The sequence below is a fragment of the Euryhalocaulis caribicus genome, from assembly GCF_000412185.1.
In the GTDB taxonomy this organism is placed as follows: domain Bacteria; phylum Pseudomonadota; class Alphaproteobacteria; order Caulobacterales; family Maricaulaceae; genus Euryhalocaulis; species Euryhalocaulis caribicus.
Window position 1 is genome coordinate 38,319 of sequence record NZ_ASJA01000015.1, and the last position, 16,135, is coordinate 54,453.

The window sequence follows — 16,135 nt, forward strand, 5'->3', positions numbered from 1 at the left end:
CAACTCGGGGGGCGTGTGCACGTCTAGTAATTCCGACGAAGGGATCGAATATCCAGAATGTTTAGAAGCAAGAATTTCCGCCGCATGCAGACCGCCGGCGTCTCCGCCGCCGCCATCGCTCTGGCCGCTTTTGGCGGTGCCGCGATCGCCAGCGCGCAGAATACGGATTCGGCCCCGGCGCTGAGCGGCACGATGCAGAACGGCGCGCCGTTCAGCTTCGCTGACCTGATCGAACAGGTCAGCCCGGCCGTCGTCTCGATCGAGGTCGAGGCGGAAGTCGAAAACCCGTTCGCCAATCCCGATTTCGACCTTGAAGCCCTGCCGCCCGGTTTCCGCGAGTTCTTTGAAGAATTCCGTCGCCGCACGCCGGACAGCGATGAAGAGACCCGCCGCGCCCGGGGCGCGGGGTCCGGTTTCTTCATCTCGGCCGATGGCCTGCTGGTGACCAATTATCATGTGGTTTCAGAGGCGGACGACATCACGGTCAGCCTGAAGGACGGCCGTGAATTCCCGGCCGAAGTGGTCGGGCTGGACCAGCCGACGGACCTTGCCGTCCTGCGCGTCGAGGGCAGCGATTTCCCGCATGTCGCCTTCGACCAGGATCCGAACCTGCGCGTTGGCGACTGGGTTGTCGCCATGGGTAATCCGTTCGGCCTGGGCGGCACCGCGACGGCGGGCATCGTTTCCGCTTCGGGCCGCGAGATAGGCGGGGCCTATAACGGCTTCATCCAGATCGATGCGCCGATCAACCGGGGCAATTCCGGCGGGCCGCTGTTCAATATCGACGGCCGCGTCGTGGGCGTGAACTCACAGATATTCTCCCCCACCGGGGGCAATATCGGCATCGGTTTCGCGATCCCTTCCAGCGCCGCCAGCAATATTGTCGACCAGCTGGTGCAGGAAGGCCGCGTGGTTCGCGGCTGGCTGGGCGTGACTATCCAGAATCTGGCCGAGGACGTGCCCCAGGCGCTGGGCCTGGACGATGACGAAGGCGCTATCGTGACCGACGTCGTCAATGGCAGCCCGGCGGAGAAGGCCGGCATCCAGTCTGGCGATGTCGTTCTGGAAATGAACGGCGAGAAGGTCGAGAGCAGCGTCGACCTGACGCGCCGCGTCGGCAATCTGGCCGTGGACGAGCGCGCCACTTTCCGCGTTCTGCGCGATGGCCGCGAACGCACGATCCGCGTGGAAATCGGCGAACGTCCCGATGCGGATACGCTGGCCGAGCTGAGCCAGGGCCCGCAGCAGGAGGACAGCTCCCCGTCAGAGGACGGCGAAGCGGAAATCCTGGGCGTTACCCTGACCGAGCTGGACGCGGAAACGCGCGAAGCGCTGGGTCTGGACAGCAATATCCGCGGCGTCGCCGTGGCCAATGTCGGCGGCGGCAGCGAGGCAGCCGAAAAGGGCCTGCGCCGCGGCGAAGTGATCCTGGAGGTCAATGGCAACGCCGTGAACGGCGCCAGCGACTTCACGCAGGCGATTGAAGAGGCCCGCGCCAATAACCGTTCGGCGGTTCTGGTGCGCGTGCTCAATCCGCAGGGACGGCGCTACATCGCCCTGTCCGTGGCGGATGAGGACGAATAACCGCAGCTCGGGGGACGGCGGACAAATCGCCGTCCCTCATTTTTCCGGGGAGGATTTATGCGCATTCTGGTGATCGAGGACGATCATGTCGCCGCGAGCTATGTCCTGAAAGGACTGGGCGAGAGCGGCCATATTGCGGATCACGCCCCGGATGGCGAGACCGGGCTGAACATGGCGCGCGACGGACGTTACGACGTTCTGGTCGTGGACCGGATGCTGCCCGCCATGGACGGGCTGAAGGTTATCGAGACGTTGCGCATGGAAGGCGACCAGACACCGGTTCTGGTGCTGTCCGCGCTCAGCGAGATTGACCAGCGCGTGGAGGGTCTGCGCGCCGGCGGCGACGATTACCTGACCAAGCCCTACGCCTTTGCCGAGCTTCTGGCCCGGGTGGAGGCGCTGGTGCGCCGCCGCGATCCCGGCGCGGTGCAGACTCGGCTGCAAGTTGGCGATCTGGAAATGGACCTTCTGGCCCGCACCGTAACGCGCGGCGGCGAGGAAATCCTGCTTCAGCCGCGCGAATTCCGCCTTCTGGAATTTCTCATGAAACACGCCGGACAGGTGGTCACCCGCACCATGCTTCTGGAGAAGGTCTGGGATTATCATTTCGACCCCCAGACCAATGTGATCGACGTCCACGTCTCACGCCTGCGCGGCAAGATCGACAAGCCCTATGACCGCTCCATGCTCCACACGGTCCGGGGCGCGGGATACCGGCTGCAGGCATGACGCAGCGTCGCGCGTTTCTACGCACGACGACCTTCCGCATCACCCTGCTGGCCGCGGGTCTTTTTGCGGTCTTCGTCTCCATCATCCTCGCCTATGTCTATTCGGCGACGGCGGGCGCCATGGCGCGCCAGGATTCGCGCGCCATCGAGACGCAGGCCGAAGACATGGTGCGCGCTTACCGGCGTTCCGGCCTGAATGGTCTGAACCGCATCGTGGTGGAGCGCAGCGTTGGCGCGTCCGAAGACCTCTATTTGCTGACCCGGCCCAACGGACAGCGCATTTCCGGCAATCTCAGCGCCCTGCCGGAGGACCGGCCGGACGACGACAGCCAGTTCGGCTTTACCTACCAATATCCCACTGAAGACGATGAAACCGTCGAGCGCCGGGCCAAGGGGCGCATGGTGCGCCTTCTGGGCGGCTATCAGATTCTTGTCGGCCGCGATGTCGAGGAAAACGCCCGCTATGTGCGCCGCGTCACCGACGCCATCTGGACCGGGTCGGCGCTGGTTCTGGCGTTCGGTGTCCTTCTGGGCGGCTTTGTCAGCCGCCGTTTCGCCCAGCGACTGGATGACCTGAACACGGTCGCGCGCGAGGTCACGGCCGGAAACCTCACCGCCCGCGCGCCCCGTAATCACTCCGGCGACGAACTGGATGAGCTGTCCGCCAATCTCAATGAAATGCTCGACCGGATCGAACGGCTGACCACCGGCCTGCGTCATGCCGGCGACTCCATCGCGCATGACCTTCGCTCGCCCCTGACCCGGTTGCGCAACCGCATGGAGGACAGTCTGCGGGAGGCGGAGCGGGGGGCCGATTGCCAGGAAGCCCTGCAACAGGCGCTGGATGACGCGGACGGCCTGCTGAACACGTTTGCTTCAGTCCTGAAAATTGCGCGGCTGGAAGCGGGGGAACGGCGGGAGCAGCTCTCCATCATCGATCCGCAGCAAATCATCGAGGACCTGGCCGAGCTTTATGAGCCGGTGGCCGAGGATTCCGGTCTGTCCTTCACCTCCGACATGGAGGAGGGGCTGACAATCCGCGCCGATCGCGGCCTGCTCTCGCAGGCGCTGGCCAACCTCCTCGACAACGCCATCAAGTATGCGCCGGAAGGCGAGGCCATCGCGCTTCGCCTGCGCAAGGCCAGCGACGGCCGCGCGGAGATTTCGGTGACCGATACCGGGCCGGGCATACCCGCCGATGCGCGGGAGCGCGTGAAGAAGCGTTTCGTGCGGCTGGATGAATCGCGAAGCGCGCAAGGCTCGGGGCTCGGCCTAAGCCTGGTGCAGGCGGTGGCCGACATTCACGGGGCGGAATTCACCCTGGAAGACGGGCCGGGGTCCTCGACGCTGGAAGCGCCGGGACTGCGCGCCGTGCTGACCTTTCCCCGCGCGCGATAGACAATCCCCCTTGCGTCCTGCGCGCCGTCCGCCACCCTTGGGCGTATGACGCATGCGCCTCTCCACAGCCTGATCGCCGCCGCGCCCGAGCCGCATGATGCAGGGTTCGCCGACGACCTGCTTGGCGAACTCTCCATTGAAATTCCGGGCGGCGCGGAAGACCTGCTGCGCGGCGTCTTTGGCTGTTCCCCTTATCTTGCGCGCATTTGCCGGACGGACCCGCAGCTCCTTACCGACGTTCTGGAGCGCGCGCCGCAGGAATCCCTGGACGCGGCCCTTACGGCTTTCGCGCGCGCCGGGCGGATCGCCGAAGATGAGGACGCGCTGAACAGGGATCTGCGCGCCGCTAAGCGCCGGCTCCACCTGCTCGTCGCCCTCTCCGATATTGGCGGGATCTGGGATCTGGACGCGGTCAGCCGCGCGATGAGCGATGGCGCGGATGCAGCCATTCAGGCTGCGTTCCTGGCGCATGCGCGATTCATGGCGGAACGCGGACGCATTGCGGAAGACGCCGTGACGGATGAGGGGCTGGCGGGATTGTTCATCGTGGCGCTGGGCAAGCTCGGCTCCCGCGAACTCAATATTTCCAGCGATGTGGACCTGGCCGTATTCTTCGACCGTCAGCGCCTGCTGGATCTGGGTGTCGAGGAGCCGGGCCGGCTCTGCACCCGCCTGACCCGTCGCGCGGTGGGCGCGCTGGATGAACAGACGGCGGACGGCTATGTGGCGCGCGTCGATCTGCGCCTGCGGCCGGACCCGGCCTCGACCCCGCTGGCGCTGTCCGTTGAAGCGGCGGCCAATTACTATGAATCCTTTGCCCAGACCTGGGAGCGCGCGGCCTGGATCAAGGCGCGCGCCTGCGCCGGGGACACCGTGACGGGGCAGGAATTCATGCGCCGCATGTTTCCCTTCGTCTGGCGGCGCTCGATGGATTACGGCGCGGTCGAGGAAATCGAAAATCTGATGCGCCAGATCGAGGCGGCGGCCGGGCGGCATGACGAACCGGCCGGATTTGACCTGAAGCGCGGCCCGGGCGGCATCCGTCAGATAGAGTTTTTCGCCCAGACCCAGCAATTGCTGCATGGCGGGCGGGACGCTTCGCTGCGCACGCGCGCGACCTTGCCGGCGCTTGCCGCGCTGCGGGCGCGGGGTGATGTGGACGCCCGGACCGAAGCGCGTCTTCGTGAAATCTATGAGGCGCTGCGCATCACGGAAAACCGGCTGCAGATCATTGAAGACCAGCAAACCCATGACGCGCCGGAAGATGACGACCGCCGCCGCCGTCTGGCGCGGTTGTGCGGCCGTGAATCGCTGGCGTCGTTCGATGCCTGGCTGGCCGGGGATACGGCGGCCGCGCGCGAGATTTGCGAAGGCCTGTTTGAACCGGTGGAGCGCGACCCGCGGGAGGCGGACCTGATTTTTGACGGGCCGGACCCGGCGGACGCCACGGTCAAACGCCTGAAAGAACTGGGGTTCAACAACCCCGAACAGGTCTGGGAGACTGTACGCGGCTGGCTGATCGGAAAGCCGCGCGCCACACGGTCCGAACGCGCCCGCCGGATCATGCGGGGGCTGGCCCCGCGCATCGTTCTGGCGGTCGCGGAGACCGGCCACCCCAATACGGCGTTCCTGCGGTTCTCGGAGTTTCTCAACGGCTTGCCCGCCGCCGTGAACATCCTGTCGATGTTTGAGCGGGAGCCGAAATTGCTCACCGACATCGTGGACGCTCTGGGTCTGGCGCCGCGTCTGGCGAAATCGCTCGCTTCCCGTCCGGAAGCGCTGGAAGCCTTCGTGGCGCCGGGCGTAGACGCGCTGGAATTCGAGAACCTGCGCGAGGAAGCGCAGAAGGTCGTCGAGTCGGCGCGCGATTTCGAAGAAGCTCTGGACAATACCCGCCGTTTCGCCCGCGAAACTCTGTTGCGCGTGGGGATTGAAGCCCTGCGCGATCAGGCGGCGGCCGGGGAGGCGGGCCGCGCCCGCGTTCGCGTGGCGGAGGCGCTGGTCGCGGCTCTGCTCCCTTCCGTCCGGCGGGAGATAGAGCGGCTTTACGGCTATCTGGACGCCCGCGTCGCCCTGATCGGCATGGGCAGTTTCGGCGCGGGGGAAATGACCTACGCGTCCGATATTGACCTGATGATGGTGTATGAGGCGGGTGAACAGTCTGAATCCGTAGACGGTCCCCGCAGTCTGACGCCGGAGACCTGGTGCGCGCGCCTCATGCAACGTCTGGTCAGCGCGCTGTCGGTGGAAACCTCCGAAGGCCCGCTGTTCAATGTCGATCTGCAATTGCGGCCTTCCGGCAATGCCGGGCCGGTGGCGGTGCGGCTGGGCGCGTTCCATCGCTACTACCAGCGGGAAGCCTGGACCTGGGAAATGATGGCGCTGACGCGCGCCAGAATGGTTGGCGGCGATCCCGCCCTGTCGGACGAGGTGGCCGATCTTTTGCGGAACCTGCTGCGGAGCAAGCGCGATACCCGCGAAACCGCGAAAGATGTCGCGGACATGCGCCGCCGCCTCTCGCGTGAAAAACCGTCCCGCGGCTATTGGGATCTGAAACGCGCGAAGGGCGGACAGATCGATCTGGAGTTTACGGTCCAGTATCTCCAGCTAATTCACGCGCATGAAATCCCTGACGTCCTCAGCCCGTCGCTCTTCGAATCCCTGAACGCCCTGGCTGATGCGCACATCCTGACGCAGGAGGAAGCCGGTGCGATGGCGCACGCCGCGCGGCTGAATCTGGATCTGGGTCAGCTCTTCGCATTGGCGGTGGAAACCCAGTTCGACCCTGAGACAGCGCCGGAAAAACTGAAAATGCGCGTGGTAAAAGCCAGCGGGGCCGACTCTTTCGCCGATCTGGAAGCCATGCTGGACCGTTACCGCCTCATGACGCGGCAGGCGTATGAACGCATTGTCCTATCCGCAGCCGGCTAGCGACGGAATTGAGCGCTCCGCCCGTTAAAGGCCATGAGGGATATAATTCTCGTAAGGAGCAAGCCTCATGGAAAAGGCAATCTTGTTGGGCGCGGCGAGCGCCATTCTTCTGGCCGCGGGCGCGGCGCAGGCGGCCGGACCGCGCGGTCATCATGGACACGCGGGCGGCGGCATCATGCTGAAAGCGGCCGACGCCAATGGCGACGATGCGGTAACGCAGGAAGAAGCCGCCTCCCTGCAGCAGGAAATGTTCGCCTGGATGGACCGTAACGGCGATCAGGTTCTGGACGACGCGGACCAGTCGCCGGTCATGCAGCGCCTCAAGGCAATGCGCGAGGACAGCGAAGACGGCGACGAGCCACGCCGTCAGCGTGATCGCGAGATTGACGCAAATGACGATGGCCAGGTGACCTGGGCCGAGTATTCAGCGCATCATCAGGCGCGGTTTGCCGAAATGGACGCCAATGACGACGGGCAGGTGACCATGGAAGAAGCCAAGGAAAACATGCCCGACCGCCGCAAGCGTTTCTTCAAGCGCGGTGACCGCTAGGGCCGCAATCGCTGACGCGCTTCGAGAGGAGAGACAGTCCTATTCGCGATCACGACGCGTCTCTTCTCTCCCGCGCCGCGGCGGGCGACCGTCGCGCGGCGGCGGACCTGGTGTCCGCCCATACGCCGCGCCTGATGGCGCTCGCCCGGCGCATGCTGCGTGACGAAGCCGAGGCGGAAGACGTGGTGCAGGAGAGTTTCATCCGTCTGTGGCGCATGGCGCCGAACTGGCGTTCCGGCAAGGCGCGGCTGTCCACATGGATGCACCGTGTCGCGCTCAATCTTTGTTATGACCGCTTGCGCAAGGCCAGACCGGTTGATGAGGAAGCGCCCGACATTGCCGATGACGCGGATGGTCCCGCGCAGGCGCTGCATCAGAACCAGCTTTCGGCGCGCGTTCACAGCGCCATTCAGAACTTGCCGCCCCGGCAGCGCGCGGCCATCGCCCTCTGCCACTTTGAGGAAATGAGTAATATCGAGGCCGCCGAGATTCTGGAAATCAGCGTCGAGGCCGTGGAATCGCTGCTTTCCCGGGCCCGCCGCGCCCTTAAAGCCTCGCTCGCCGCAGAGGCGGGCGCCTGGATGGAGAGAATGGAGCCATGATGATCCGCAAGACCCTCACGCCGGAACGGGCCAGAGCCATCCTGGAGGCCTATGGCGCCGAGCCCGCCCGCTGGCCGGCGGCCGAACGCCGCGCCATGCGCCGCGCGCTCAAGGGCGACGCCGATCTACAGGCGGCGGCGCGTGAAATGGCGGCCCTGGATGCGGTTCTGGCGACGGATCGTCCCGGCCGCGATGTCCCGGCGCTGGAAGCGCGCATTCTCGCCGCCGCGCCAGCTCCGGCGGCGGTTTCGAATCCGTTCGCAAGCCGGCGCCAGATTCCCGCATTTGCGGCCGCAGCGGCGCTGATGGTCGGATCTCTGGCCGGTTTCGGCGGGGCGCTGGTTTCTCCGCAGGCGTCCGACCCTGCGGCTGATGTTATCGCCAATGCGTTCGCCAATCCGGACGCGGTCTTTGAAATTGAACTGGATGCTGAGGTCTGAGAATGAGCGGATTTCGATTGACGCCCCTGACCGGGCTGCTGCTGGCCTCGCTGCTGATCAATGGCGTGTTTCTGGGCATGGCGATTGCCGACCGTCTGGACGGGCCGCGGCGCGGGCCGCCCGAACACATGGACCGCACCTCCTTCGTCATTGGCGCGTTCCTTCGCGCCGCGCCGGAAGACAAGCGCGAGGCGATGGAGGATGAAATCCGCGCGCATTTCCGGGAAGCCATGGCGACGCGGCGGCGCGTCTGGGAGGCGCAGAAGGATGTCTATGCGGCGCTGGTGGCGGATCCGTTTGACCGGCCGCGCGCAGAAGCGGCGCTGGAAGCGGCGCGTGAGGCGGGCCTGCTGGTCGACGTGAAGGGGCACGAAATCATGCTCGACCTCGTGGAGGATCTGGATGCGGAGACGCGCAAGAAGGCGCTGGAAGCCGGCTTTGGCGGTGATTTCCGCAAGCGCATGCACCGCGGCGGGCCGCGCCGCCACGAACGCGGCCATGATGGCGGACCTACCGAAGGCCCGCCGCCGGAAGGTCCCCGTCCTGACGGTCCCCCGCCGGACCGTCGCTAACCGGTGCGCGCGCCCCAGTTCTGCGGGGTGCCGCTGACGAATTCGTCTTCATCAGCGTCCGCGGGTTCTTCCTCCAGGACATAATCACCGGGCGTATCCGCCTCGGGATCGCTCCCGGCCTTTATGTCTGCGGCGGCGATTTCATCGTCGGTCTCGTGGATCAGCTCGCGCTCCCATGCGCGCGCCTCGGTCTCGCTGACCGGCTCCACGGGTTCGGGCGGCAGGGTGAACACGATGGTCGTGCCCTCGCCGATGCTGGAATCGATGTCCAGCGTTCCTCCATGCATCTCCACCAGCGATTTTGACAGCGCCAGGCCCAGCCCCGAACCCTGATGGGATTTGGAGTGCTGGCTCTCGATTTGCTCGAACGGCCGCGCCAGTCGCGGAATATCCTCGTCGGCGATGCCGATGCCGCTATCGCTGACCCGCACTTTCACGCCTTCCTCGTGCGGATGGGCGCTGATCTCCACGCGGCCGCCCTCGGGCGTGAATTTCACGGCATTGGACAGCAGGTTCAGGATGACCTGTTTTATGGCGCGCGGGTCGGCCTCGATCCGCGGCAGGTCGCCCAGCTCCATTTTCAGCTCCAGACCCGCCTCCTGGGCCCGGCCGCGCATCAGGCGGGCGCACTGCTCCACGATCTCGTCGGGATAGATCAGCTCGGTCTGAAGCTGCAGCTTCCCGGCCTCGATCTTGGACATGTCCAGAATGTCGTTGATCAGCGCCAGCAAGTGCTGCCCGCTGGAAAGAATGTCCCGCACATATTCCTGATAGCGGTCATCGCCCAGCGGCCCGAACATCTGCTTCAGCATGATTTCCGAGAAGCCGTTGATGGCGTTCAGCGGCGTGCGCAGCTCGTGACTCATATTGGCCAGGAACTCGCTCTTGGAGCGGTTGCCTTCCTCGGCCCGGATCTTCTCCGCCTCATATTTCCGCGCCAGCTCCTTGATGCGTTGCTGGCTGCGCTGCAGGTCTTCGTAATTGCGCCGCAGCTGGCCTTCGGAATCCTTGAGCTTGACCTCCTGACGCTTGATGGAGGTGATGTCCGCGCCGACCGAGACGAGGCCCCCGTCGCGCGTCCGCCGTTCGGAATAGTGGATCCAGCGGCCGTCCGTCAGCTCCATCTCCTGAACTTCGTCGCCCTCGTCATTGGGGCGCACTTCCTTGATGGCTTCCTGCGCCGCGGCCTCGACCATGTCGTAATGCACGCCCGGTTTCAGGACGTGATCGCCCAGCTGGAAGAAGTCGCGGAACTTGCGGTTCCACAGCACCAGCCGCTGCTTGGCGTCCCACAGCACGAAGCTCTCGGACATGGATTCCAGCGCCGCGCGAAGCCGGCCTTCCGCCGCCGCGATGCGCGCCTGCGCGCCCTTCTGCTCGGTGATGTCGATGGCCACGCCCACGATGCGGCCGCGCTCATCGTCGCTGCCCGTCCATGGCCGCCCGCGCGCATGCAGCCAGACCGGCAGGTTGGCGGCGCGGAACTCCACGTCCACGGACTGCGCCCCCGCCGCGCCGCGAAGCGCCATGCGCAGACGGTCGCGGTCCTCGCTGCGGACCAGTGACAGAAACTCCGCCCCCGACAGGCGCGACCCGCCGGCCTTGCCCAGCATCCGGCCCAGCGAATCCGTGAGGTAAACCGTGTCGGACGCCACGTCCCAGTCCCACACGCCGCAACGCGCGCCCTCGATGGCCAGCCGGAAGCGGACCTCCGAGTCCTGCAGCGCCTGACGGGTGGAGCGTATATTGCTCATCTGGTTCAGCAGAACGCCGGAGAGCCCGCCGGCAATGATCACCGGCGCCAGAGCCATCAGGCCGTACCAGATCATCAGGGACCGCCAGGCCGCCTGATTGATAACGGGCTGACCGGCGACATAGGCCAGCGCATTGAGGCCGGGCAGGGACGCCACGCCGACCGCGGCTTTCTCGCCGCCCACATTCCCGTCATCAAACACCGCCGCGCCGCCCCTGGGGACAGAGCGCACATCGTTCGCGCCAACCCCGAACGCGGCCGGGGCCGTCGCCCCGCTGGTGCGTCCGGCGGGTTTCACCGCCAGCAGGGCGCCGTCGGGCGCGGAAAACGCCATTACCCGCCCGTTATTGGGCGCGGGCAGCAGCGGCGCGGGATCAAGCACGGCCAGAAGCGCGCCCTGGCCCAGCGTCTCATTGCGCACGGCAATCGCCATCACCAGCGCGCGTTCGCCGTCAATCGTCACCGCCGCCACGCCGGATTCGGTCAGCAGGGCCTGCTCGGCCGCCGTTTCGTAGTCGGGCGTCAGATTGCCCCGCGTCGCGGCGGCCACGCGGCCGCCCTCGCCATAAAGGATCAGCGTTTCTACCGCGTCAGGCTCGACGGCGCGGGTAATCACCGCGTTCATCCGGCCGGCCCCGTCTGTCTCGGCCAGTTCCCGCGCGGCGGCGTCCAGTCCGCCCCGCGCTTCCATCAGATTGCTGTTAATGCGTTCGGCGGCATAGGCGGCGGCGCGGGCAAAGTTCAACTCCGCCTCGGCGACCAGTTCGCCATGTTCCTTGTGCAGCCTCAGGCCGACCACGGCGATGAACGCCACCGTGAAAAGCAGGACAAAAATCAGGATCATGCGCGCCTGATCGCCCAGCGCCGCTTCTTCGTCGCGCCGGCTCTCGGGTGATTTTAATTTCGCTTCGCGCTTCTGGGGCTTAGACCCTGAAGGCGGCTTAGCCCTTTTAGCCGCCATTTTCCCCCGAATCCCTGATCGATGATTTCTCGAATCATTACCCTAACTATAGGGCGGGGCGGGGAATAGTGTCGACGGGGGAATGCGCTATGCGGCCTCGCCGCCCGTTAAATTTTCGCCATCCCCTTCGTCATCCTCACGCCGCGCGGGACCGTTATAGGGGGCGGTCTTCTTGCGCCGCCGGTCGGGGCCGAAAAACTCTTTGGTGCGCACAAAGGGACGCGGGTGATCGATGACATTGGCGACCTTGCGGAACAACTCGTTCGCGGTAACCGGCTTGACGCAGAATTCCGTCACGCCGTGATCGCGGGCCTCCTCCACGCGCGTGCGCTCCGCATAGGCGGACAGCATGACGATCGGCAGGTAGGGGTTGGGGGCCTCGTCGCTTGTGCGGACGCGGGTCACCAGATCCAGTCCGGTCTCGTTATCCAGAAGATAGTCGACGACCACGAAATCAACCGGCTCGTTGCGGATCGTCTCGAACGCCTCATTGACGCTGCGCGCTTCGTAAAACTGCTTGATGCCGAACCCGCGCAGGATCGTTTTCACGATCTGCAGCATGTGAGCGTTATCGTCCACGATCAGGACGCGCAGAACATCCAGTTTTGCGGTCATCTTGCTGTTTCCGCGTTCTCAGGTCCGGTCAGATTGCGCAATTCTAGGATGAAAATTGCTTCCCGCCGGTTAAAACCGGGGCCGCGCAGCCGCTATTCCGCCGCCGTGCGCGCTGCGGCCGGCGCCGGGGTTTCATCAATATATTCCAGGATGCCTTTCGCCTCGGTGGCCAGCGCCTCGACTTCGGCCGGAACATCGCCGGGGCTGGACCGCACGATCTGCACCAGTTCGCGGGCCACGCGCGCCAGCCGCAGACCGGAGGTCATCACCCGGGCCTGAAATTCTATACGGTGCGGGTCGCGGTCATATTCCTGCCCCGGCACGCGCCAGCCGCCCCAGTCCTTTTCATCGGTAACCACAACGGGAAACGTGCCCGGATAGGGGTGACCGGCGCTGGATTCGGCGTCATGCCACTTGTTCTTGGCGCGCATCAGCCGCCAGTTTTCCTTGCTGGCGTTCTCGGTGTCGCCGCCGCGCGTTTCAGGCTGGGAAAGCTCGGCTTCGGAAAAATCCCGGCCCAGGCCGCAATCATAATAAACGCGTACAGGCTCGGGCACGTCGCGCACCCATTGCGGTTTGACCTGTTCGATCACCGCCCATGTTCCCACAGGTTTCACGTAAACCCGCTGGTTCTTATGGAAATTCGCCTTCGCCATGGCCCGCCTCGCCCGTTTATGGAGGCGGGAAGCTTACGCGGGTTCGCTTGACGCCCGGTTAAGCCGATTGTTCGGATTCCTGTCCTTCACTGGTCTCGATATCCTTCTCCGCCAGAATCCGGCGCGCTTTTCGCGACACCAGCCAGACCGTGACGCCCGTGGCCAGCAGCCCCAGCGTCAGGATAACCGCCCGCACAAAGCCCACCCCCGCGCCGGCGGCGCCGCCCAGCGACCCGATCCAGACATAAAGAAGCGTGCCCGGGATGATCCCGAAAAAAGTGGCGAACACGAAGGCCGGAAAGCCCAGTGAGGTGCCGCCCAGCGCCCAGTTCTGAAGACTGAACGGCACGACCGGCGACAGACGCAGCAATATGGCGATGCGCCAGCCTTCATCGCCGATTGCGTGATCCACCGCTTTCAGTTTCGGGCGATTGGCGATCAAATTGCGGATGCGTTCGCGGAACAGATAGCGCCCGCTCAGAAAGGACAGGGACGCGCCCAGCGTCGCCCCGATCACCACCAGTGGCGCGCCCCACAGGCCATAGGCCACGCCGGCGGCCAGCGTCAGCAACGCGCCAGGAACCAGCGCGAAGACCGATATTGCATAGACCAGAATGAAAATGATCCACCCGGTCGGCCCCAGATCCCGCACCCACAGGCGGAACGATTCCACCCACTGATTCAGGGGGAAGAAGGACCACGCGGCCGCCAGTCCGGCGACCGCCAGAACGGCGATGGTCAGATAGAGGAAAGTCTTTCGCTTGGCGGGCTGTTCCTGGGTCATGCCCCTTAACTAGAGCGCGGGCGCGGGCCGCGCCAGCGCCTCACACGCCGCGTGCCGGTATTGTGATCGCCCGTTATCGGCCCCTAGAAAATGATGAACAGCCCGACCGCCAGAACCAGCCCGGCCAGAGGCAGGATCACCGTCAGCGCGCCCACTGGTCCATAGGCGCGGGCGTGCGTTTCGCCGCAAATGGCGCGAATGGTCGTCACCACGTATCCGTTGTGCGGCAGGCTATCCAGCGCGCCAGAGGCCAGCGCCGCCACCCGGTGCAATTCGCCCGGCTCCACGCCCGCATCGATATAGCCCGGCGCGATCAGGGGCAGGGCGATGGTCTGCCCGCCGGAGGCCGAACCCGTCAGGCCGCAGATCACCGTCACCGCGATGGCGGCCCCGATCAGCGGGTCGCCCGGAATGGCGGTCACAACGCCCAGCGCCTGCTGGAAGGCCGGCGTCAGTTGCGCCACCGTGCCGAACCCGACCACGGCGCAGGTATTGGTAATGGCGATTACCGCGCCGGTCGCGCCGACGCCGAACGCCTTGGGCATCTGCATCCGGTGCCGCCAGCCAATGGCCAGCGCCGCCAGCGTGCCAAGGCCCAGCGCCAGAACCAGCGCGTATTTGCCCAGCATGTCGTCGGTCAGGTTGAACGCGGCCAGCACGATGATCAGCGGCACAAGGCTCAGGACCGGGTGCGGCAGCGGGCCTTCATCCCGCTCAACATGATCGCCCAGCGCCCCCTCGAACGTCTCACCATTGGCGACCGCGCGCCTGACCATGCGCTGCAGCCAGATATATCCGGTGATTGCCAGCAGCACGGCCACCACGGCGGAAACCCGCCAGCCCGCCATGGCGGTCGTGCCCAGAAATTCGATCGGGATCAGGTTCTGGATTTCCGGCGACCCGGCGGAGGTCATTGTGAAGGTGACTGAACCGAAGCACAGCGCGGCGGGAATGAAACGGTGCGGCAGATTGGCGTCGCGGAACAGGCTGACCGCCATGGGATAGACCGAAAACGCCACGATAAAGACGCTCACCCCGCCATAGGTCAGCGCCGCGCAGGCCGCCACCACGGCCAGAACGGCGTAGCGCACGCCCAGCCGCTCGATGATGAATTTCGCCGCGCTGTCCGCCGCGCCGGACGCGGACATCACCTCGCCGAAGATCGCGCCCAGCAGGAACATGAAGAACCAGTCGGCGAAAAAGCCGGTGAAGCCCCGCATGTAAGCGGTCACGTAATCGGGGGCGTCGGCGTCCGCGAAGGGCGGCATCATCGCCACGCCGCTCGTGATGGCGACCAGCGCGGCGCTCACCGTCGCGGCGATGATGATGTGCACGCCCCGCATGGTGAGCAGGATCAGCAGGCCCAGCCCTGCAATGAGTCCGATTGCGCTGATCACGTGAAGTCCCCCTCAATTCCACACGCTCTGGCGGCGCGTCTCCCTTTGCAAGGGATAGGGGCGTCAGCGAAACGGGGCAAGCATCCGCGCCTCACACAGCCCCGGACGCTTGCATCAAGGCTTCACGCTGCCGTGCAATGCTTCTTGCGGTAGAATGGTCCGGAGGCGAAACGCGCCTGGCCCTGCAAGGAGTTTTCTGGATGACCGCTTCAAAGAACACGAACGCGGCCTGGCCGCCCCTGCCATATTCCGATTGGTCAGAGACCGCGGCGGCGCTTCATCTGTGGACGCAAATCGTCGGCAAATACCGGTTCTCTCATACGCCGTGGGTCAATCATTCCTGGCATGCCACGCTCTATGTCTCCCCGCGTGGTCTGACGACCGGCCCGGTGCTGGACGACGGGCGGTCGATTGTCCTCACCTTCGACCTGCGGGAACACCGGCTGGTGGCCGAAACACCGGATTCGACCCGCGACTTCCCGCTTGAGTCGATGAGCGTCGCCGAGTTCCTTCACCGCACGGCCGGACTGGTTGAATCGGCGGGCGGGCGAATGGACATCCACGGCGCGCCGAACGAAATCCCTGAGGCCATTCCCTTCAGGCAGGATCAGCAACCGCGTCCCTACGACGCTGAAGCGGTCGAGCGGTTTCACCGCGCTTTGCTCAGCATCAGCGGAGTCTTCGAAAAATTCCGTACGGGATTTCTTGGAAAGGTCTCGCCGGTGCACCTGTTCTGGGGATCGTTTGATCTGGCCGTCACCCGTTTCTCCGGCCGCAAGGCGCCGCTTCATCCCGGCGGCGTTCCGGCCTTGCCCGATGACGTCACGCAGGAAGCGTACAGTCACGAAGTCTCGTCCGCGGGATTCTGGCCCGGCGGGGGCGGGGTGGATGAACCGATGTTCTATTCCTACGCCTACCCGACGCCCGATGGCTTCTCCGAACGCCCGGTCGAACCGGACGCCGCCCGCTATGAGTCCGCGCTCGGAGAGTTCCTGCTGCCTTATGAAGCTGTCCGCGCCAGCGCCACGCCGGAAGCCGACCTGCTGGCCTTCCTGCAATCGACCTACGCGGCCGCCGCCGATCTGTCAGACTGGGATAGACAATCTCTGGAATGCGAACTCGGCGCTCCGCGGGTCCCGCGCAGGATAGCGTGACGGGTGGTCC

General features: G+C 65.4%; 14 protein-coding genes. 9 read left to right on the plus strand and 5 right to left on the minus strand.

Translation table 11 applies throughout. The features are described from left to right. Positions 1–57: 57 nt before the first annotated feature. From L338_RS12330 to L338_RS12365, 8 genes are all read left to right on the plus strand, one after another. Positions 58–1,584 (plus strand): Do family serine endopeptidase, encoded by a 1,527-nt coding sequence (locus L338_RS12330; RefSeq protein ID WP_022698701.1) that lies wholly within the window; start codon positions 58–60, stop codon positions 1,582–1,584. 57 nt (positions 1,585–1,641) lie between these two features. Next, positions 1,642–2,313, plus strand: coding sequence for a response regulator transcription factor (locus tag L338_RS12335; RefSeq protein ID WP_022698702.1), 672 nt, complete (start codon positions 1,642–1,644; stop codon positions 2,311–2,313). After that, positions 2,310–3,710 carry a sensor histidine kinase gene (locus L338_RS12340; RefSeq protein WP_022698703.1) on the plus strand — a complete coding sequence of 467 codons (1,401 nt, stop codon included), beginning with the start codon at positions 2,310–2,312 and terminating at the stop codon, positions 3,708–3,710. Before L338_RS12335 ends, L338_RS12340 begins: the two co-directional genes overlap by 4 nt. A 45-nt stretch (positions 3,711–3,755) precedes the next feature. Continuing rightward, positions 3,756–6,641: a bifunctional [glutamine synthetase] adenylyltransferase/[glutamine synthetase]-adenylyl-L-tyrosine phosphorylase gene (locus L338_RS12345; protein WP_022698704.1), complete on the plus strand. Its 2,886-nt coding sequence runs from the start codon at positions 3,756–3,758 to the stop codon at positions 6,639–6,641. A gap of 67 nt (positions 6,642–6,708) precedes the next feature. Next, positions 6,709–7,191 carry an EF-hand domain-containing protein gene (locus L338_RS12350; RefSeq protein WP_022698705.1) on the plus strand — a complete coding sequence of 161 codons (483 nt, stop codon included), beginning with the start codon at positions 6,709–6,711 and terminating at the stop codon, positions 7,189–7,191. 11 nt (positions 7,192–7,202) lie between these two features. Next, on the plus strand, positions 7,203–7,793 hold the full coding sequence (locus L338_RS12355) for an RNA polymerase sigma factor (RefSeq protein WP_206740837.1): 591 nt from the start codon (positions 7,203–7,205) through the stop codon (positions 7,791–7,793). After that, positions 7,790–8,233 carry a hypothetical protein gene (locus L338_RS12360; RefSeq protein WP_022698707.1) on the plus strand — a complete coding sequence of 148 codons (444 nt, stop codon included), beginning with the start codon at positions 7,790–7,792 and terminating at the stop codon, positions 8,231–8,233. The genes L338_RS12355 and L338_RS12360 overlap by 4 nt, the downstream gene beginning before the upstream one ends. 2 nt (positions 8,234–8,235) lie before the next feature. Beyond that, a complete protein-coding gene (locus L338_RS12365) occupies positions 8,236–8,805 on the plus strand; it encodes a periplasmic heavy metal sensor (RefSeq protein ID WP_081639612.1) in 570 nt (189 codons plus the stop codon). Here the strand turns inward: L338_RS12365 and L338_RS12370 are convergent. From L338_RS12370 to L338_RS12390, 5 genes are all read right to left on the minus strand, one after another. Further along, positions 8,802–11,402: a PAS domain-containing sensor histidine kinase gene (locus L338_RS12370; RefSeq protein ID WP_022698709.1), complete on the minus strand. Its 2,601-nt coding sequence runs from the start codon at positions 11,400–11,402 to the stop codon at positions 8,802–8,804. The genes L338_RS12365 and L338_RS12370 overlap by 4 nt on opposite strands. A gap of 204 nt (positions 11,403–11,606) precedes the next feature. Next, on the minus strand, positions 11,607–12,134 hold the full coding sequence (locus L338_RS12375; RefSeq protein ID WP_022698710.1) for a response regulator: 528 nt from the start codon (positions 12,132–12,134) through the stop codon (positions 11,607–11,609). A 92-nt stretch (positions 12,135–12,226) separates the two neighbouring features. Continuing rightward, positions 12,227–12,790, minus strand: a complete 564-nt coding sequence (locus L338_RS12380) for a hypothetical protein (protein ID WP_022698711.1) — start codon at positions 12,788–12,790, stop codon at positions 12,227–12,229. 58 nt (positions 12,791–12,848) lie between these two features. After that, positions 12,849–13,574: a TVP38/TMEM64 family protein gene (locus L338_RS12385; protein WP_022698712.1), complete on the minus strand. Its 726-nt coding sequence runs from the start codon at positions 13,572–13,574 to the stop codon at positions 12,849–12,851. Positions 13,575–13,657: 83 nt separating this feature from the next. Further along, the gene (locus tag L338_RS12390; RefSeq protein ID WP_022698713.1) at positions 13,658–14,971 is read right to left on the minus strand and encodes a GntP family permease; all 1,314 of its coding nucleotides are present in this window, start codon (positions 14,969–14,971) and stop codon (positions 13,658–13,660) included. Between the two features lie 200 nt (positions 14,972–15,171). Here L338_RS12390 and L338_RS12395 point away from each other — a divergent pair, with 200 nt between their 5' ends. Beyond that, on the plus strand, positions 15,172–16,125 hold the full coding sequence (locus L338_RS12395; protein ID WP_027068515.1) for a DUF5996 family protein: 954 nt from the start codon (positions 15,172–15,174) through the stop codon (positions 16,123–16,125). Positions 16,126–16,135 lie beyond the last annotated feature (10 nt).